Source organism: Pseudomonas sp. R25(2017), assembly GCF_002112565.1.
Taxonomy (GTDB): domain Bacteria; phylum Pseudomonadota; class Gammaproteobacteria; order Pseudomonadales; family Pseudomonadaceae; genus Aquipseudomonas; species Aquipseudomonas ekonensis.
The window spans coordinates 1-18,456 of sequence record NZ_NEHZ01000023.1 but is presented as its reverse complement, the minus strand read 5'-3'; the positions used below and the strand labels follow the sequence as shown (position 1 = coordinate 18,456).

Annotated in this window: 19 protein-coding genes; 9 read left to right on the top strand and 10 right to left on the bottom strand. The window is 62.8% G+C overall.

All coding sequences use genetic code 11. From position 1 onward, the window contains the following. Nucleotides 1-56: 56 nt before the first annotated feature. Nucleotides 57-1,967 carry an esterase EstP gene (estP, locus tag CAG31_RS24980; RefSeq protein ID WP_085586233.1) on the bottom strand — a complete coding sequence of 637 codons (1,911 nt, stop codon included), beginning with the start codon at nt 1,965-1,967 and terminating at the stop codon, nt 57-59. Between the two features lie 428 nt (nt 1,968-2,395). Here estP and CAG31_RS24975 point away from each other — a divergent pair, with 428 nt between their 5' ends. The 4 genes from CAG31_RS24975 to CAG31_RS24960 all read left to right on the top strand — a co-directional run bounded on the left by CAG31_RS24975 (nt 2,396) and on the right by CAG31_RS24960 (nt 5,710). Continuing rightward, on the top strand, nt 2,396-2,989 hold the full coding sequence (locus CAG31_RS24975; protein ID WP_085586231.1) for an aminodeoxychorismate/anthranilate synthase component II: 594 nt from the start codon (nt 2,396-2,398) through the stop codon (nt 2,987-2,989). Nucleotides 2,990-2,998: 9 nt separating this feature from the next. Continuing rightward, nucleotides 2,999-4,048 (top strand): anthranilate phosphoribosyltransferase, encoded by a 1,050-nt coding sequence (gene trpD / locus CAG31_RS24970; protein ID WP_085586230.1) that lies wholly within the window; start codon nt 2,999-3,001, stop codon nt 4,046-4,048. Beyond that, nucleotides 4,045-4,881 carry an indole-3-glycerol phosphate synthase TrpC gene (gene trpC / locus CAG31_RS24965; protein WP_085586228.1) on the top strand — a complete coding sequence of 279 codons (837 nt, stop codon included), beginning with the start codon at nt 4,045-4,047 and terminating at the stop codon, nt 4,879-4,881. The genes trpD and trpC overlap by 4 nt, the downstream gene beginning before the upstream one ends. 133 nt (nt 4,882-5,014) lie before the next feature. Further along, nucleotides 5,015-5,710, top strand: a complete 696-nt coding sequence (locus CAG31_RS24960; RefSeq protein WP_085586226.1) for a lipoate--protein ligase family protein — start codon at nt 5,015-5,017, stop codon at nt 5,708-5,710. 10 nt (nt 5,711-5,720) lie between these two features. Here CAG31_RS24960 and crp read toward each other — a convergent pair whose 3' ends face one another. Then, nucleotides 5,721-6,365: a cAMP-activated global transcriptional regulator CRP gene (crp, locus tag CAG31_RS24955; protein ID WP_085586224.1), complete on the bottom strand. Its 645-nt coding sequence runs from the start codon at nt 6,363-6,365 to the stop codon at nt 5,721-5,723. Between the two features lie 236 nt (nt 6,366-6,601). On the opposite strand from crp, the gene CAG31_RS24950 reads away from it, so the two are divergent. Further along, nucleotides 6,602-7,024 (top strand): OsmC family protein, encoded by a 423-nt coding sequence (locus tag CAG31_RS24950; protein ID WP_085586222.1) that lies wholly within the window; start codon nt 6,602-6,604, stop codon nt 7,022-7,024. A 237-nt stretch (nt 7,025-7,261) separates the two neighbouring features. Beyond that, nucleotides 7,262-8,056 carry an adenosylmethionine decarboxylase gene (speD, locus tag CAG31_RS24945; protein WP_085586220.1) on the top strand — a complete coding sequence of 265 codons (795 nt, stop codon included), beginning with the start codon at nt 7,262-7,264 and terminating at the stop codon, nt 8,054-8,056. Nucleotides 8,057-8,121: 65 nt separating this feature from the next. On the opposite strand, the gene coq7 is transcribed toward speD, so the two are convergent. The 6 genes from coq7 to hemJ all read right to left on the bottom strand — a co-directional run bounded on the left by coq7 (nt 8,122) and on the right by hemJ (nt 12,641). Continuing rightward, nucleotides 8,122-8,769, bottom strand: coding sequence for a 2-polyprenyl-3-methyl-6-methoxy-1,4-benzoquinone monooxygenase (coq7, locus tag CAG31_RS24940; RefSeq protein WP_085586218.1), 648 nt, complete (start codon nt 8,767-8,769; stop codon nt 8,122-8,124). Nucleotides 8,770-8,900: 131 nt separating this feature from the next. After that, nucleotides 8,901-9,239, bottom strand: coding sequence for a histidine triad nucleotide-binding protein (locus CAG31_RS24935; RefSeq protein WP_003228789.1), 339 nt, complete (start codon nt 9,237-9,239; stop codon nt 8,901-8,903). An 80-nt stretch (nt 9,240-9,319) separates the two neighbouring features. Then, nucleotides 9,320-10,108, bottom strand: coding sequence for an SDR family oxidoreductase (locus tag CAG31_RS24930; RefSeq protein WP_085586350.1), 789 nt, complete (start codon nt 10,106-10,108; stop codon nt 9,320-9,322). 60 nt (nt 10,109-10,168) lie between these two features. Then, nucleotides 10,169-11,119, bottom strand: coding sequence for a DUF805 domain-containing protein (locus tag CAG31_RS24925; RefSeq protein WP_085586216.1), 951 nt, complete (start codon nt 11,117-11,119; stop codon nt 10,169-10,171). 88 nt (nt 11,120-11,207) lie between these two features. Then, the gene (locus CAG31_RS24920; protein ID WP_085586214.1) at nt 11,208-12,176 is read right to left on the bottom strand and encodes a nitronate monooxygenase family protein; all 969 of its coding nucleotides are present in this window, start codon (nt 12,174-12,176) and stop codon (nt 11,208-11,210) included. A 33-nt stretch (nt 12,177-12,209) separates the two neighbouring features. Beyond that, complete coding sequence (gene hemJ, locus CAG31_RS24915) at nt 12,210-12,641, bottom strand: protoporphyrinogen oxidase HemJ (protein WP_085586212.1); 432 nt, start codon at nt 12,639-12,641, stop codon at nt 12,210-12,212. Between the two features lie 133 nt (nt 12,642-12,774). Here hemJ and argC point away from each other — a divergent pair, with 133 nt between their 5' ends. Both argC and erpA read left to right on the top strand, forming a co-directional pair. Beyond that, the gene (gene argC, locus CAG31_RS24910; protein ID WP_085586210.1) at nt 12,775-13,809 is read left to right on the top strand and encodes an N-acetyl-gamma-glutamyl-phosphate reductase; all 1,035 of its coding nucleotides are present in this window, start codon (nt 12,775-12,777) and stop codon (nt 13,807-13,809) included. Between the two features lie 167 nt (nt 13,810-13,976). Then, nucleotides 13,977-14,327 (top strand): iron-sulfur cluster insertion protein ErpA, encoded by a 351-nt coding sequence (erpA, locus tag CAG31_RS24905; RefSeq protein WP_003228776.1) that lies wholly within the window; start codon nt 13,977-13,979, stop codon nt 14,325-14,327. Nucleotides 14,328-14,399: 72 nt separating this feature from the next. Here the strand turns inward: erpA and CAG31_RS24900 are convergent, their stop codons facing one another. Together CAG31_RS24900 and CAG31_RS24895 are read right to left on the bottom strand one after the other, a co-directional pair. Further along, nucleotides 14,400-15,491: an anhydro-N-acetylmuramic acid kinase gene (locus CAG31_RS24900; RefSeq protein ID WP_085586208.1), complete on the bottom strand. Its 1,092-nt coding sequence runs from the start codon at nt 15,489-15,491 to the stop codon at nt 14,400-14,402. Between the two features lie 3 nt (nt 15,492-15,494). Further along, complete coding sequence (locus CAG31_RS24895) at nt 15,495-16,919, bottom strand: peptidoglycan DD-metalloendopeptidase family protein (RefSeq protein ID WP_085586206.1); 1,425 nt, start codon at nt 16,917-16,919, stop codon at nt 15,495-15,497. Nucleotides 16,920-17,131: 212 nt separating this feature from the next. Here CAG31_RS24895 and tyrS point away from each other — a divergent pair, with 212 nt between their 5' ends. Then, the gene (tyrS, locus tag CAG31_RS24890; RefSeq protein ID WP_085586204.1) at nt 17,132-18,331 is read left to right on the top strand and encodes a tyrosine--tRNA ligase; all 1,200 of its coding nucleotides are present in this window, start codon (nt 17,132-17,134) and stop codon (nt 18,329-18,331) included. Nucleotides 18,332-18,456 lie beyond the last annotated feature (125 nt).

Here is an 18,456-nt window from a genome sequence, read left to right as displayed (position 1 = left end):
TCGCCACAAAAAGAAAGCGGCGCCTGAAAAGGCGCCGCTTTTTTGTTGCCTGCCTGTCAGAAGTCCAGGCTCACCCCGACATTCACCCCTTGCTGGGTGAAGTCGTCGTCCTTGCGGATGTTGTAGCTGGCGCGCAGGGCGACTTCCTTGCTGAGGTTGTGGCTCACGCCCAGGTTCAGGCGGTTGAGGTTGGTCTGCGGCTTGTAGCCTTCGAGGGTGAAGCGGTTGTTCGGCAGGCTGTTGAGGTTGATGGTCAGGTCCTGGGCATCGTCGTTGTATTCGCGCTCATGGGCGAATTCGCCGAACACCTGGGTCTGTGCAGTGACCTGGTACTTGCCCTGGATGCCGAGGCCCAACCGGCGGGAGATGCGCGACTGGTCGTCGAAGGTCAGCGCCGTGGCGTCCGCGCCTTTTTCCGAGTAGCCATTCACCTGCGCCTTGCCGAAGTCGGCGCTGACGAACGGCGACAGGTGCCACGGACTGCTCGCCTCGGGCGCGATGTCGTAGCCCACGCGGCCGCCGATGGCCAGCACGTAGCCGTCGGTGTCGCCTTTCTCCCCGCGCTCGTTGACCCCCAGCTGGAACTTGCGCTTGAGGCTGTCGTAGTCCAGCCGGCCGGCGGTCATCGCCAGGTCGCCCCACCAGCGGTTCTGCTGGTACTGGGCGAACACGGTGCCCATGTAGGAATTGAGCTTGTAGTCCGAGTCGTTGTCGCCGGCCTCGAGCTTCTGGTGATAGAGCCCGGCCGCGACGCCGACGCGCCAGGCGTCGTCGAGGCGGTAGCTGGCGCCGATGTTCAGGTTGTAGCCGTTGCCGTCGGCGCTTGCCCCGGCGCTCTGGTCGTCGAAGTCCTGATGCTGGCCGCCGGCGGCCACGATGGCCCGCCATTGGCCCACGCCCTGCCAGTTCTCCCAGTCGGCCAGCCATTGGTTGCGCAGCTCGTCCTGGTGGGCGCGCAGCGAGCCCTGGGCCATTTCCGGCAGCAGGGTCAGTTCCCACGGCGCGGCCAGCAGCGAGTAGGCGTAATCGGCGATCAGGCGTTGCCCGGCCTCGGTCGGGTGCACCGAGTCGTTGAAGATCAGTTTGGTCGGATCCGGCGTGGCGCTGTTGATGCCGTACCGGGCGTTCTCGGTGCAGCCGCTGCCGCTGAAGCAGGTGGCGACCAGGTTCTGGTCGGTGGCCAGGCCGAACTGGGCCGGGTTGGCGAACACTTCGCCCAGCAGCAGCGGAATGTTCAGCGGAATGATGTTGGCGTTGACGCCTTGCAGCTGGCTGACCAGTTCGTTGTTGAACTGGGCGCTGAGCTGCGACGTGAAGGCTTGCAGCGGCGAGCCGTTGATGGCCGGGGTCAGGCCGATGTCCGGCAGCAGCCAGACCATGATGTAGCGGGCGCCGGCGCCTTGCAGGGTCTGCACGCTGTCGACCAGTCGGTCGGCGGCGGCGCTGGCCTGGGCGAGGCTGGTGACACGGCCCTGGAGGAAGTCGTTGCCGCCCCCCGTCAGGTAGTACAGCGCGTTCGGATCGGCGCGAAAACCGTTGGACGGCAGGTAGCCGGTGCGGGTGCGTTCGCCGGAGGCGGACGAGCTGGTGATCGAGTCCAGGATCTGGTCGGTGCGGTAACCGCCGACGGCCCAGTTGTTGCCGTCCGGCAGGCCTTGGTTGGCGCGCACCGCCGAGTCGGCGGAGGCGGTCTGGTCCGGCGTGAAACCCAGCCGTCCGCCGAGCAGTTGGGTGGCGTTGAGCGAATAGAATTCGCCGCTGCCGTCCCGGTAGGCGGGACCTGTGCGGTTGGTGAAGCGCTTGCCCGAGCCGGCCGGGCCGCCGCTGTCGGTGAACGTCCCCGCGTCGCTGAGGCTGTCGCCGAAGACGACGAAATTCGAGTAAGGGTTTGGGGCGGCGACCGCCTGGGCGCAGGCCATCGCGAGCAAGCATCCGGCCAGCGGTACGAACAACGTCTGTTTGATCATGAGCAAGTCCGTTTATTTATTGTTGTAGTGAACGAAACGACAGTACCAAAAACATCCGGCGTTTTGCCATCTGTCGCGAACACTCCCCGGGTTTGACGCGCTTTGTCCGATTTGGCCGCCGGCCGGCCCCGCCATCATATTGCACGCTCTGCCCAGCTAAGTTACTGTGCCGGAACGTATGAACGAGACCTTCCCCGTGTTGATCGTCAGCAAACTCCTGGATCAAGTCATCAAGGCGCACGCCCGCTGGCGTTGGCGCGCCTGAATCTTCTCTGCCGGCCCCGCCGGATCTGTACTGCTTTGCCTTCCTTGCCTGTCTGAACCGCCGCTGTGCCGACGCGATCCGCGCGTCCGACATCGTGCAGCGCCCTGCGGGCAAACCGTTCGAAGGCTGTCTCCAAGCCAGAATTCAAGAGGTTCGAAACGCCATGTTGCTGATGATCGACAACTACGACTCCTTTACCTACAACGTTGTGCAATACCTCGGCGAACTGGGGGCCGAGGTCAAGGTCGTGCGCAACGACGAACTGACCGTCGCCCAGATCGAAGCGCTCAACCCGGAGCGCATCGTGGTGTCCCCGGGCCCCTGCACCCCGACCGAAGCCGGCGTCTCCATCGAGGCGATCAAGCACTTCGCCGGCAAGCTGCCGATCCTCGGCGTCTGCCTCGGGCACCAGTCCATCGGCCAAGCCTTCGGCGGTGACGTGGTGCGTGCCCGCCAGGTGATGCACGGTAAGACTAGCCCGGTATTCCACGAGGACAAGGGCGTGTTCGCAGGCCTGAACCGGCCGTTGACCGTCACCCGCTATCATTCCTTGATCGTCAAGCGCGAGACCTTGCCCGACTGCCTGGAACTGACCGCCTGGACGCAGCACGAGGACGGCTCGGTGGACGAGATCATGGGCCTGCGCCACAAGACCCTGAACATCGAAGGCGTGCAGTTCCACCCGGAATCGATCCTGACCGAACAGGGCCATGAACTGTTCGCCAACTTCCTCAAACAGACCGGCGGCGTGCGCTAAGGACCTCTCATGAACATCAAGACAGCCCTGAGCCGCATCGTCGACCACCTCGACCTCAGCACCGATGAAATGCGCGATGTGATGCGCGAGATCATGACCGGCCAATGCACTGACGCGCAGATCGGCGCGTTCATGATGGCCATGCGCATGAAGAGCGAGAGCATCGACGAGATCGTCGGCGCGGTCTCGGTCATGCGCGAGCTGGCGGACAAGGTCGAACTCAAGACCCTCGACCGCGTGGTGGACGTGGTGGGCACCGGCGGCGACGGCGCCAACATCTTCAACGTCTCCACCGCCTCGTCGTTCGTCGTCGCGGCGGCCGGCTGCACCGTGGCCAAGCACGGCAACCGCGCGGTGTCGGGCAAGAGCGGCAGCGCCGACCTGCTGGAAGCCGCCGGCATCTACCTGAACCTGACCCCGACCCAAGTGGCCCGCTGCATCGACAACGTCGGCATCGGCTTCATGTTCGCCCAGACCCACCACAAAGCCATGAAGCATGCCGCCGGCCCGCGCCGCGACCTCGGCCTGCGTACCCTGTTCAACATGCTCGGCCCGCTTACGAATCCGGCCGGTGTGAAGCATCAGGTGGTGGGCGTGTTCACGCCGGCCTTGTGCCGGCCGCTGGCCGAAGTCTTGCAGCGCCTGGGCAGCAAGCATGTGCTGGTGGTGCATTCGAAGGACGGCCTGGACGAGTTCAGCCTTGCGGCGCCGACCTTCGTCGCCGAGCTGAAGGATGGCCAGATCAGCGAATACTGGGTCGAGCCGGAAGACCTGGGCATGAAGAGCCAGAGCCTGCACGGCCTGTCGGTCGAAGGCCCGGAAGCGTCGCTGGCGCTGATCCGCGATGCGCTGGGCAAGCGCAAGACCGAGAGCGGCCAGAAAGCCGCTGAAATGATTGTGCTCAACGCCGGTGCGGCGCTGTACGCCGCCGACCTGGCCAGCAGCCTGAAAGAGGGCGTGGCGCTTGCGCACGACGCCCTGCACACCGGCCTCGCTCGGGAGAAGCTCGAGGAGCTGGGCGCCTTTACCGCGGTATTCAAAGTGGAGAATGAGGGATGAGTGTACCGACGGTTCTGGAAAACATTCTGGCCCGCAAGTTTCAGGAAGTCGCCGAGCGCAGCGCCCGTGTGAGCCTGAGCGAGCTGGAAAGCCTGGCCAGGACGGCCGATGCACCCCGCGGATTTGCCGGCGCGCTGCTGGCGCAGGCCAAGAAGAAACAGCCGGCGGTGATTGCCGAGATCAAGAAGGCTTCGCCGAGCAAGGGCGTGATCCGGGAGAACTTCGTGCCCGCCGACATCGCCAAGAGCTACGAGAAGGGCGGGGCGACCTGCCTGTCGGTGCTGACCGACATCGACTACTTCCAGGGCGCCGACGCCTACCTGCAGCAGGCCCGCGCGGCCTGTGCGCTGCCGGTGATCCGCAAGGACTTCATGATCGATCCGTACCAGATCGTCGAAGCCCGGGCCCTGGGCGCCGACTGCGTGCTGCTGATCGTCTCCGCCCTGGATGACGTGAAGATGAAGGAGCTGGCGTCGGTCGCCAAGGACGTCGGCCTCGACGTGCTGGTGGAAGTCCACGACGGCGATGAGCTGGAGCGCGCGCTGAAGACCCTCGACACGCCGCTGGTGGGGATCAACAACCGCAACCTGCACACGTTCGATGTCAGCCTGGAAACCACCCTCGACCTGCTGCCGCGCATCCCGCGTGACCGCCTGGTGATCACTGAGAGCGGCATCCTCAACCGCGCCGACGTCGAACTGATGGAAATCAGCGACGTTTACGCGTTCCTGGTCGGCGAAGCGTTCATGCGTGCCGAAAGCCCGGGCACCGAGCTGCAGCGCCTGTTCTTCCCGGAACGCGGCGTTCCGGTGAGCGGTTCGACCCTCGACTGATTTTCCGTTCGTCCAGTCAAGCTTTTCGCGAGCAGGCTCGCTCCTACAGGTTTTGCGCTGTCCCTGTGGGAGCGGGCTTGCCCGCGAAGGCGGCATAAGATTCACCTCAGACCGCAAGTCCCATGGAAACCTTATGATCCCCACCTCCCTGACCATTGAATCCGGACTGCAAGCCGAACAGGACTTGCTGGCCTCCGTCTGCGCCGGCGATTCCGAATGCGGCCTGCTGTTCTGGCAGCCGAGCGACCGGGCGCTGGTCATGCCGCGCCGCCTCAACCGCCTGCCCGGTTTCGATCGGGCCTGCGAAGTGTCGGCCGCGGCCGGCTGGCCCGTGCTGCTGCGGGAAACCGGCGGCGAACCGGTGCCGCAGTCGGCCTCGACCGTCAACATCGCACTGGTGTACGCGCCGCCGCGCAGTGAGGGCGACCTGAACCGGATCGAGACCGGCTATCGGCGTTTGTGCGATCCGATATGCCAGCTGTTGGATGAGTTGGGTGGCATGTCTTCCCTGGGCGAGATCGACGGTGCGTTCTGCGACGGCCGGTTCAACGTCAACCTCGACGGACGCAAGATGGTCGGCACCGCCCAGCGCTGGCGCCAGAGTCAGGGCGGTCAGCGGCCGGTGGGGCTGGTGCACGGGGCGATGCTGATGGATGACGAACGTGAGTCGATGGTCGCGGCCGTCAACCGCTTCAACGAAGCCTGCGGGCTGGAGCAGCGGGTGCGTGCGCAAAGCCACATTGCGCTGCATGAGAAATTTCCGGATGCGCAGGCCTTGGCGCGGCTCGACGTGCTCTTGCGGGCAATGCTGGCGCAAATCTACGCTTGAGCCTGCGGGCTCAGCGTGTCCCGAAGACCACCATGGTCTTGCCTTTCACGTCCACCAGGTTGCGGTCCTCGAGATCCTTGAGCACCCGGCCGACCATCTCCCGCGAGCAGCCGACGATCCGCCCGATTTCCTGACGTGTCACCTTGATCTGCATACCGTCCGGGTGGGTCATCGCATCGGGCTGCTTGCACAGTTCCAGCAGGCAGCGGGCCACGCGGCCGGTCACGTCGAAGAACGCCAAGTCGCCGACCTTGCGTGTGGTGTTGCGCAGGCGTTGTGCGATTTGTCCGCTGAGCACGTAAAGAATGTCCGGATCCTGTTGCGACAGTTCGCGGAATTTCGCGTAGCTGATTTCCGCGACTTCGCATTCGACCTTGGCCCGCACCCAGGCGCTGCGCTCCTGTTCCTGGCCGGCCTGTTCGAACAGCCCCAGTTCGCCGAAGAAGTCCCCGGCGTTGAGGTAGGCGATGATCATCTCCCGGCCGTCGTCATCCTCGATCAGGATCGTCACCGAACCCTTGATGATGAAGTACAGCGTGTCGGAACGGTCGCCGGCGCAGATGATGTTGCTCTTGGCCGCATGGCGGCGGCGCTGGCAATGCATCAACAGCTTGTCGAGGTTCTTGATTTTGGGGGTGGGGGTAATACCAACCATGGTTGTATCCCGAAAAGACTGCACGGTTATGTTTGATTTTTTTATGAGGCGCCGAGAGCGGTCGTTGACAGGTCGACCGGGCGTCAGTGATTTGGCGCCAGCTTACCAGACACTTCCTTGAAGATTCGAGAATTTACCTACGTCATGGCCGTATCCGTCCTAGGAATGGCAGTCGCTGTCAAAGCGTAGCCCTGTGCTAAGCTGGCGGCCCTTTTTTCTACAGTGGAGTCTTGGCGATGAAGGCACGCATCCAATGGGCTGGCGAAGCCATGTTCCTCGGCGAATCCGGCAGCGGCCATGTCGTGGTCATGGACGGTCCGCCGGAGGCCGGTGGCCGCAACCTGGGTGTCCGCCCGATGGAGATGCTCTTGCTGGGCGTCGGCGGCTGCAGCAATTTCGACGTGGTCAGCATCCTGAAGAAGGCCCGCCAGGCCGTCGAGAGCTGCGAAGCGTTCCTGGACGCCGAACGCGCGACCGAAGACCCGAAGGTCTTCACCAAGATCCACATGCATTTCGTGGTCAAGGGCCGCGGCCTGAAGGAAGCCCAGGTCAAGCGCGCCATCGAGCTGTCCGCCGAGAAGTACTGCTCGGCCTCGATCATGCTGGGCGCGGCCGGTGTGGCCATCACCCACGACTACGAGATCGTCGAGCTCGGCTGAGCCGACATTCAACTATCATAAAAGCAGTGCAGACTCTGGCGATCCCCCGCCGACGTCTGCATAATGCGCCACTTTTTTCAGGGCTGTGACCGGTCTGCCGATGGGTCATCCGCCTGAACAGATAACCAAAATCGCCATCGCGAAGAGGTGTTAACCGTCCTACGCAGGTGCGTCGTTCGCACTTGACGGGCATGCTTGATCACGCGGCCGTGCCGCATACATAGAGAGTTTTCAACGGTGAAAAGCAAACTCAAGCTCCACGGGTTCAATAACCTGACAAAGACCTTGAGCTTCAACATCTATGACATCTGCTACGCGGAAACCCCGCAAGACCAGCAGGCCTACGTCGAGTACATCAACAAAGAGTACAACGCGAAGCGCCTGACGCAGATCCTCACGGAAGTTGTCGATATCATTGGTGCCAACATCCTGAACATCGCCAGTCAGGACTACGAGCCACAAGGCGCCAGCGTCACGATCCTGATCTCCGAAGAGCCGGTGACCCCGACCGAGAGTCAGATCGAAGAGTCTCCGGGCCCGCTGCCCGAGATCATCCTCGCCCACCTCGACAAGAGCCACATCACGGTGCACACCTATCCGGAAATCCATCCGGACGACGGTATCGCGACGTTCCGTGTGGACATCGACGTGTCGACCTGCGGCGTGATTTCACCGCTCAAAGCGCTCAACTTCCTGATTCACCAGTTCGATTCGGACATCGTGACCGTGGATTACCGTGTGCGCGGCTTCACCCGTGACGTCGAAGGCAACAAGCACTTTATCGACCACGAGATCAACTCGATCCAGAACTATCTCTCCGAAGACACCCGCGACGCGTACCAGATGACCGACGTGAACGTGTACCAGGAAAACCTGTTCCACACCAAAATGCTGCTGAAGAACTTCGAACTGGACAACTACCTGTTCGGCGACGCCACCAGCAACCTGTCGGCCGAGCAGCGTGCCCAGGTGACCGAGCGTGTGAAACACGAAATGCTGGAGATCTTCTACGCCCGCAACATGCCGAGCTGAGATCCCCGAGCACAAAAAAAGGCGACTGCCCCGGGGCAGTCGCCTTTTTTATTGTGTGGGAGCGTTCAGATCCGGTAGGTGCTCTTGGTCATCACCTTCGCCAGCAGGCTCATCCCGAACTTCACCGGCGCCGGGAAGCGGAACCCGCCGGCCTGCAGCGCGCTTTCGGCATGGTGTTCCTCATCGACGCGCATCTGCTCCAGGATCGCCCGGGACTTTTCGTCCTCGGCAGGCAGTTGCTCCAGGTGCTCGTTCAAGTGCTTGCACACCTGATGTTCGGTCGCCGCGACGAATCCGAGGCTGACCTTGTCGCTGATCAGTCCGGCCACGGCGCCGATGCCGAACGACATGCCGTAGAACAAGGGGTTGAGCACGCTGGTGTGGCTGCCCAGCTGATGGATACGTTGTTCGCACCACACCAGGTGGTCGATCTCTTCTTCGGCGGCATGCTCCATCGCTTCGCGCACCTGCGGCAGCTTGGCGGTGAGCGCCTGGCCCTGGTACAGCGCCTGGGCGCAGACCTCGCCGGTGTGGTTGATGCGCATCAGGCCGGCGACATGGCGGGTGTCTTCGTCGCTCATCTGCGCATCGGGCTGCACGATGGCCGGCGACGGGCGATGCGGCTGGCCGCTGAACGGCAGCAAGGTGCGCATGGCGGCATCGGCTTGCAGCAGAAGACGGTCAATGGGCGAGTAGTGACGTTGGGTAGTCATGCTGACCTCCGGGGGGAATCTCGGCGGCCAGTTTAACCGAATCGGCCCGAGAAGGATTGCGCTGGGTCATCGTGACTCAGAGGGGATGGAGACTTCGGCGGGAGCGGGCAAGCCCCCTCCCGCGGAAAGACTCAGCCCGGCGGCCAGTTCATCTGACGCTGACCGAGCACATGCATATGAATGTGGTAGACGGTCTGTCCGCCCTTTTCATTGCAGTTCATCACCACCCGGAAGCCTTCCTCGCAACCCAGCTCCAGCGCCAGGCGCTGGGCGGTGAACAGGATGTGCCCGGCCAGTGCCTTGTCGTCTTCAGTCAGGTCGTTGAGGGTGCGCACCGGCTTTTTCGGGATCACCAGAAAATGCACGGGCGCCTGCGGGGCGATGTCGTGGAAGGCCAGGACCTGGTCGTCCTCGTAGATGATCTTCGCCGGGATCTCCCGGTTGATGATCTTGGTGAACAGAGTATCCACAGCTGTTTTCTCCGTTGTGTGGGGCGGGTCGAGTGTACCCATGCGGGTTCACCGCGCCCAGCCGATTGCCTGCCGGCCTTTCAGCGCGGGCAGTAAGCCTTGTTGACCATGCCGGTGACGGTGCGGTTGAGCCAGCGCGAGCCCAGGCGCGGCAGGAAGGCGAACCAGCGGTTCATCCGGCCGGGGATGATGATCGCGCGGTTTTTCTCCAGGGCGCGCACGGTGTACAGCGCGACCTCTTCCGGGCTCATCAGCAGTCGGCTGTCGTTGAGCTTTCCGTCGTTCAGTTGGGCGGTGCGGAAGAACGCCGTACGGGTCGGCCCCGGGCAGAGCACCGAGACCTTCACCGCGCACTTCTTCAGCTCGACCCGCAGTGCTTCGGAGAAGTGCAGCACATACGCCTTGCTGGCGTAGTAGGTGCTCATCCACGGGCCGGGGTTGAACGCCGCGACCGAGGCGACGTTGAGGATCTGCCCGCCGCCCTGCAGCGCCATGCTGTTACCGATGGCGTGGCAGAGGCGGGTGAGGGCGAGGATGTTCACCTCGATCAGGTCCTGCTCGGTCATCCAGTCCTGGGCCAGGAACGGCCCGCAGGTGCCGATGCCGGCGCAGTTCACCAGCAGATCGATCTGCCGGTCGCCTTCTTCCAGTTCCAGCAGGAAGCCGGACAGGCGCAAGGGTTCGCCCAGATCGCAGGCGCGGAACAGCACCTCGACGCCGAAGCGCTGGGTCAGTTCGATCGCAATGCTTTCCAGCTGATCACGCTGTCGGGCCACCAGGATCAGGCTGCGGCCGCGGCGGGCAAGGGCTTCGGCCATGGCCAGGCCGATGCCGCTGGAGGCGCCGGTGATCAGAGCGTAACGGGTCATGCAGTTCTCCATCGCAACAGCTCCGGCCGGCGACGCAGGTGTCGCGGGCCGGAGCGCTGTTCATTCTTTGCCAGAGTCTACAGGGGGCGGGGCCGCTTCGGCTGCTTCGTCCTCGGAAATCGTTGCCGGTTCGGCCACGGAGTCGATCTCGTCGGTGGTCACCGAGCCGCTTTCGTAGCTGCTTTCCAGGCTGGTTTCGTACTCCTCCTGGATCGCCGAAATACCGCCGACCATCGCGCCCGCGAAGATGAGCCCGACGAACACGATCCACAGCGAGCACAGCACCTTGACCGCCGTGGTGTTGGGCGGTGGCGGCGGGCCATAGCGGTTGGCGCCGTCGTTGCCCGGCATGACCATCATCACCAGCGGAAAAATGCTGCCCACGAACGGCACGAGGTTCAGCAGCCAGAGCCAGCCGGACCAGCCGATGTCATGCAGGCGCTGCACGCTGAACAGGATGCTGACGAGGCTGAAGGCCAGGAACAGAAAGAACGCGACGATGCCGCCGATGATCAGCCCGGTGGTGGAGTCCGTGCTGACCAGGCCCAGCCCGATGAACGCAAAGATGCCGATGATCGGCAGGGTCACCAGGCTCAACACCATCGTCCAGGCCAGGAAACGCAGGCGGCCGATCCGGCCTTCGACACTGAACGGCTTGAGGGTGGCGAACTCGGGGAGGTGGTCGCCGACGTCGGCCCGGGGCGGGGCGTAGGGCGAATCCGGTTCCGCCTGAGCGGGCGCCTGTTCGTGCACGTCCGCCAGGTTCAGTTCGACCGTGGTTTCGGGCTCGATCCGGGCTTCGATGCCGGTCTTGCCCAGTGCCTGCAGGTAAACCTGCGCATCGCTGTGGGACAGGTCGCGCTTGAGTGCGACGGTGCGCCCGTTGAACAGCCGCTCGATGGCGGCGACATCGCTCTTGAAAAGATCCGCCAGGTTGAGCTTGGCGGTGGTGATGTCGACTCCGGGCTGCAGAGCGCCGTCGAACACGATCTTGTAACGGGTTTCGCTCATGGCCGGGCATCCTTGTCGCGAGATGGATTGAAGTGGGGTGTCGCAGTCGGTGAGTGTAAGGCCGGCCGCGGATCGGCTGGCCTTTTTCTCAGCGTGGCCAGCGGTTCGGCAACTGCGCCGCGTGCGCCAGTGCCTGGCGATACTCGCTGTCCAGGCGGGCCACCAGTTGCTCCACGCTCGGCAGATCCTTGATTCCGCCTACGCCCTGGCCCGCCGACCAGACGGTTTTCCAGGCCTTGGCCTCATCGCTGAGGGGCTTGAGCTTTTCGCCGAAGTTCACGTCGCCCTTGCCCTGCAGGGCCGCCATGTCGAAGCCGGCGGCCTCCAGGCTCTGGCGCATGAAGCTGGCCGGTACGCCCGACACGGCAGGAGTATGGATGATGTCCGCCGCTTTGGCAGTCAGCAGCATGTCCTTGTATGCGTCAGGCGCATGACTTTCGGTGGTGCCGATAAATCGGGTGCCGAAGTAGGCCAAATCCGCGCCCAGCACTTGGGCAGCAAGAATCTCATGCCCGTGGTTCAGGCATCCTGCGAGCAGCAGGGTTTTGTCGAAGAACTGACGGATCTCCGCGATCAGCGAGAACGGGCTCCAGGTGCCGGCATGGCCGCCGGCGCCCGCCGCTACGGCGATCAGGCCGTCGACGCCGGCCTCGGCGGCTTTCTCCGCGTGGCGGCGGGTGGTCACATCGTGGAACACCAGGCCGCCGTAGCTGTGGACGGCATCGACCACTTCCTTGACCGCGCCCAGGCTGGTGATGACGATCGGCACCCGGTGTTCGACGCAGATGTTCAGATCCGCCTGCAGCCTAGGGTTGGTGGGGTGGACGATCAGGTTCACCGCATACGGCGCCGGGTTTTCCATGAGCGCCAGACCCGCCTCGATCTGTTCCAGCCAGGCCTTGAAACCGCTGCTTTCGCGCTGGTTCAGCGCGGGGAAGCTGCCGACCACGCCATTGCGGCAACAGGCGAGCACCAGATCCGGGTTGGAAATCAGGAACATCGGCGCGGCCACGACGGGCAGGCGCAGGCGTTGGTCGAGCAAAGCGGGCAGCGACATGGGACATCCCCCGATGAGTTGTGCTTATGAAGGTTAAAACGGCCGAACCACGACCAGAATTACAATAACAAGCAGTATCAGAACTGGCACTTCATTGAACCAGCGATAAAAGACATGGCTGCGGGTGTTTTCGCCACGGGCGAAACGTTTGACGTACGCGCCGCACACATGGTGATAGCCGATCAGGAGCGCGACCAGCGTGAGCTTGGCGTGCATCCACCCGCCTTGGGTGAAGTAGGCACTCGGGTTGAGGCTGATCAGCCAGCCGCCGAAGATCAGCACGGCGATCATCGAAGGCCCCATGATGCCGCGGTACAGCTTGCGCTCCATGACGCTGAACCGTTCCTTGCTGACGGCGTCCTCGCTTTGCGCGTGATAGACGAACAGCCGCGGCAGGTAAAACAGCCCGGCAAACCAGCAGACCACGCTGACGATATGAAACGCTTTGAGCCACAGATAGAGCATTGGATTGATTCCCAGGTTCACGGTAGCCGGATAGTAGAGGCTCGGGCGGCCGCACGTCACCTTGACGGTTGTCGCAGGGGCGCGCGGCCCCTATCATCGACGGCTTTCCAGTGGGTTCGTTGAGGGCAGGTTCATGGTCAAGGTCGGTATCGTCGGCGGCACGGGTTACACGGGTGTCGAACTGTTGCGTCTGCTGGCGCAGCATCCGCAGGCAGAGGTGGTGGTCATCACTTCCCGATCCGAGGCCGGCATGGCCGTCGCCGACATGTACCCGAACCTGCGCGGCCATTACGACGGTCTGGCGTTCAGCGTTCCGGACATCAAGACCCTGGGCGCCTGCGATGTGGTGTTCTTCGCCACGCCCCACGGTGTCGCCCACGCCTTGGCGGGTGAACTGCTGGCCGCCGGCACCAAGGTCATCGACCTGTCGGCGGACTTCCGCCTGCAGGACGCCGACGAGTGGGCCAAGTGGTACGGCCAGCCGCACGGCGCGCCGGAACTGTTGGACGAGGCAGTCTACGGTCTGCCGGAAGTCAATCGTGAGCAGATCCGCAAGGCGCGCCTGATCGCGGTGCCGGGTTGCTACCCGACCGCCACGCAGCTGGGGTTCCTGCCTTTGCTCGAGGCCGGCCTTGCCGATGCCTCGCACCTGATCGCCGACTGCAAGTCGGGCATCAGCGGTGCCGGTCGTGGTGCCTCTGTAGGATCGCTGTACTCCGAGACGTCGGAAAGCTTCAAGGCTTATGCGGTGAAAGGTCACCGTCACTTGCCGGAAATCCGCCAGGGGCTGCGCCGTGCGGCGGGCAAGGACGTCGGCCTGACGTTCGTTCCGCACCTGACGCCGATGATCCGTGGCATTCACTCGACGCTGTACGCAACCGTGACCGACCGTTCGGTGGATCTCCAGGCGCTGTTCGAGAAGCGTTACGCCAATGAACCGTTCGTCGACGTCATGCCGGCCGGCAGCCACCCGGAGACCCGCAGCGTGCGCGGCGCCAACGTGTGCCGGATCGCCGTGCACCGTCCGCAGGACGGCGACCTGGTAGTGGTGCTGTCGGTCATCGACAACCTGGTCAAGGGCGCGTCGGGCCAGGCGGTGCAGAACCTCAACATTCTGTTCGGCCTGGATGAGCGCATGGGTCTGTCCCATGCCGGCATGCTGCCGTAACACGTCCTTGCGAACAGCGAAAAGGCCCGGAACACGGGCCTTTTCGCATTCGGGCCAGTGAAAGGCTTTATTGATATACCGTAACAATAGTTGACCGATTTTCTAGGACAAGCGGATAATGCGCGTCATCACGCAATATGACGGCTTAGCGCCGGGAGATAGTCAGCATGAGCGTCGAATCCTTCACCCCCACGGCTTTGCAATTCACCCAGGGTGCCGCGCACAAGGTGAAGAGCCTGGTCGATGAAGAGGGGAATGATCGCTTGAAGCTGCGCGTATTCGTTACGGGCGGCGGTTGTTCAGGTTTTCAGTACGGCTTCACCTTCGATGAGGATGTGGCCGAAGACGACACCATCGTCGAGCGCGAAGGGGTCAGCCTGGTGGTCGACCCGATGAGCTTCCAGTACCTGGCCGGTGCCGAGGTGGATTACCAGGAAGGTCTTGAGGGCTCGCGGTTCGTGATCAAGAATCCGAACGCCACCACCACCTGCGGATGCGGCTCTTCGTTCTCGATCTGAATTTTTCTTGCGCAAACAGCAAAACGCCGCAGTTCCTCACGGAGCTGCGGCGTTCTGCTGTTTGCGGTTCGGTCAGTTGGGGTAGATCGCGCCAAGCACGCGTAAGCCTCGGGCGCCGGTGACGCTCGGGCGATTGGCCGTGATGCCTTCGAGACAGCAATGCGCCAGCCAGGCAAACGCCATGGCCTCCACCCAGTCGGGGTCGACCCCGTGGGTCGCTGTGCTGGCAACGGTGGTGTCCGGCAGCCGCTCGGCCAGGCGCTTCATCAGTGTGGCGTTATGGGCGCCGCCGCCGCAGACCAGAAGCTCCCGCGTCTCGGTTTGAGCCGCCTGCAGGGACTGGACGATGGTATGCGCCGTCAGTTCCAGCAGCGTCGCCTGGACATCCTCTGGCGCAACCTGCGGCAGGCGTGACAGGTGTCGCTCCAGCCAAGGCAGGTTGAATACCTCGCGCCCCGTGCTTTTCGGGCCCTGAGTGGCGAAGAACGGGTCGCTCAGCAACGCTTCCAGCAGGGTCGGATCTATGCTGCCGCTGGCCGCCCACTCGCCGTTGCGGTCATAGTTTTCGCCGCGCTGCCGGTGGATCCAGGCGTCCATCAGCACATTCCCAGGGCCGCAGTCGAAACCGGCTACAGGTGCGTTCGGCTCAATCAGGCTCAGATTGCTGAAACCGCCGACATTCAGAACGGCGCGATTGCCGTTACGCTCCTCAAACAACGCTTCATGGAAGGCCGGAACCAAAGGCGCGCCTTGGCCGCCGGCGGCCACATCGCGGCTGCGGAAGTCGCTGACCACCGTGATGCCGGTCAGCTCGGTCAGCAGGGCGGGATTGCCGATCTGCACCGTAAAGCCACGCGCCGGTTCATGGCGGATGGTCTGGCCGTGGCTGCCGATTGCGCGGATGTCGTCGGCGCTGAGCCGCTGCTGTTCGAGAAGGGTGTGAATGCCTTGCGCTGCGAGCGTCACCCAGTGCTGCTGGGCAATGGCCGAGCGGGCGATCTCATCGGGGCCGCTGGCGCACAAGCCAAGCAGCTCGGCGCGCAGGGATTCAGGCATGGGGAGGTAGTGCGTGGCGATCAGGCGGATCGCCGAGGTCTGTTCGATCAGGGCGATGTCCAGACCGTCGAGGCTGGTTCCGGACATCACGCCGATGTAAAGGGCCATGGCTTAACGCTTGCTCGAGGCCAGCAAGGTGGCCTTCTCTTGATCCATGCGCGCCATCAGCGGCTGGCTCTGCGCGAGGAAGCGGGCGCGTTCGGACTTGGCGATCGGGTCGGCCATCGGCAGCTTCTGGCCCAGCGGGTCGACGTGAACGCCGTTGACCTGGAACTCGTAGTGCAGGTGCGGGCCGGTGGACAGGCCGGTCGTGCCGATGTAGCCGATCACTTGGCCTTGCTTGACGGTTCCGCCGGTCTTCACGCCCTTGGCGAAGCCCTGCATGTGGCCGTACAGCGTGCGGTAGGTGTTGCCGTGCTGGATGATCACGGTGTTGCCGTAGCCGCCGCGGCGACCGGCCAGCAGCACCTTGCCGTCGCCGGCTGCCTTGATCGGCGTGCCGCGGGGGGCCGCGTAGTCGACGCCTTTGTGGGCGCGGATCTTGTTGAGGATCGGATGCTTGCGGCCCATGGAGAATTTCGAGCTGATGCGGGCGAAGTCGACCGGCGTGCGGATGAACGCCTTGCGCATGCTGTTGCCGTCAGCGGTGTAGTAGCTGCTGTTGCCTTGCTTGTTGGTGTAGCGCACGGCGGTGTAGGTCTTGCCGCGGTTGGTGAAGCGTGCCGAAAGGATGGGGCCGTTGCCCACGGCTTTGCCGTTGACCACTTTCTGCTCGTAGATCACGTCGAATTCGTCGCCCTGACGGATGTCCTGGGCAAAGTCGACGTCGTAGCCGAATACGCTGGCCATGTCCATGGTCAGGCTGTGGGACAGACCGGCGCGGGCGGCGGACTGCGACAGGGAGCTGTTGATCACGCCGTGGACGTAAGCGGTGCGGACGGTCGGCTTGGCGGTGACGCGGTTGAACGCGAAACCTTTGTCGTTGCGGGTCAGGGTGATGGTTTCAACATCGCTGACCTTGCTGTGCAGGTTGACCAGCTGGCCTTCGGGGTTCAGTTCGAATTCAAGCTTCTGGCCATGCTTGAGCTGGCTGAATTGCTTGGCTTGCTTGTCGCTGGCCAGCACTTCGTGCACGGCGGCGGCCGGAAGGCCGACCTTTTCGAAGAGGGTGGAAAGCGTATCGCCTTTGGCGACGACCACTTCCCTGTGGCCCGGGGCCTTCTTTGCTTCGGCCGGCGCGGCAGGGGCGGCGGGCGCCTGGGCGGTTTCCGGAGCCGTTTCGTCGCTGTTTTCAATCTGTGCGAAAGGGGAAGTGACGGGCTCGCTTGTGGCTTGGACGGCGTCGGCGGCGTCTTGATCCTGTGTCAGTTGTTCAGCAGGACTTTCCAGTTCAAGGCTCAAGGTTGTCTTTTTGGCTTCAACATCGCTGGAAGGGAATACCAGCAGGGCCAGGCTGAGGAGAGCGGCGATTCCACTTGCGGCCAGCAGGTGGGTTTTCGGGTAAAGCGGCGGCGCTTTAGACGATTCTGTGGTCATAAAGGACTTTTGACTTTGAAAAAGATGAATTGGAAAAGATGAATGACATGATGAAGATGAAATAACTGTATAAAATATAACCAAATCATCTCTGAAGCAAGTCTGCGGGCGACGTGCCTGCGGATTGGCGTCCGCGCGCCGGGCAAACCTTGTATTTGGTGCGCGATCTTGTATGGTTGGTTCCCTTTGAATCTGAGCCTTGCGGGTCTGTTATGAAGTCGGTTGAAGAGCAGCTAGCGCTGATTAAACGTGGTGCGGAAGAACTGTTGGTCGAGTCCGAGCTGATCGAAAAGCTCAAGCGTGGCCAGCCGCTGCGTATTAAGGCCGGCTTCGATCCGACTGCGCCGGATCTGCACTTGGGGCACACCGTGCTTATTAATAAGCTGCGCCAGTTCCAGGAGCTGGGGCATCAGGTGATCTTTCTGATCGGCGACTTCACCGGCATGATCGGCGATCCGAGCGGCAAGAGCGCGACCCGTCCGCCGCTGACCCGTGAGCAAGTGCTGGAGAACGCCGAGACCTACAAGAGTCAGGTGTTCAAGATTCTGGATCCGGCGAAGACCGAAGTCGCCTTCAACTCCACCTGGATGGATCAGATGGGGCCGGCGGACTTCATTCGCCTGACTTCGCAGTACACGGTTGCCCGCATGCTCGAGCGCGACGACTTCGACAAGCGCTATACCACCAATCAGCCGATCGCCATTCATGAGTTCCTCTATCCGCTCGTTCAGGGCTACGACTCGGTCGCATTGCGTGCCGATGTCGAACTGGGCGGTACCGACCAGAAATTCAACTTGTTGATGGGGCGTGAGCTGCAGCGTGGCTACGGTCAGGAGGCTCAGTGCATTCTGACCATGCCGTTGCTCGAGGGGCTGGACGGCGTCAAGAAGATGTCCAAGTCGCTGGGCAACTACGTCGGTATCCAGGAGGCTCCAGGTGTCATGTACGGCAAGCTGGTTTCCATTCCCGATACGTTGATGTGGCGTTATTTCGAACTGCTCAGCTTCCGCTCGATGGACGAGATCGATGCCTTGCGTGCGGATGTCGAGGCGGGTGCCAATCCGCGTGACATCAAGATCAAGCTGGCAGAAGAGATTGTCGCTCGCTTCCATGGTGAAGAGGCCGCGGCCAATGCGCATCGTGCCGCAGGCAACCGCATGAAGGATGGCGAGCTGCCGGAGGATTTGCCGGAGATCCAGCTGACCGCTGCTGAGGACATGCCGATCGCGGCGGTGCTTAATAAGGCAGGCTTGGTGAAGAACTCGGCAGTTGCGCGCGACTTGCTGGGTTCTGGCGGTGTGCGTGTCGATGGTGAGGTGGTCGATCGTTCCTTCATGTATGTGCTGGGTGCGACCCATGTCTGCCAGGCTGGCAAGAAGGCGTTTGCGCGTATTACGCTGAAATCTGAATAAGATTGAAACAAAGGGTTGACGGCGAGTTTTAGTTCTCTATAATTCGCCCCACTTCCGGCGCAGTCGAAACGGAAAACTCCTTGAGATTCAACGAGTTACGAAGTTTTAGGCAGCGGATCGCTTCA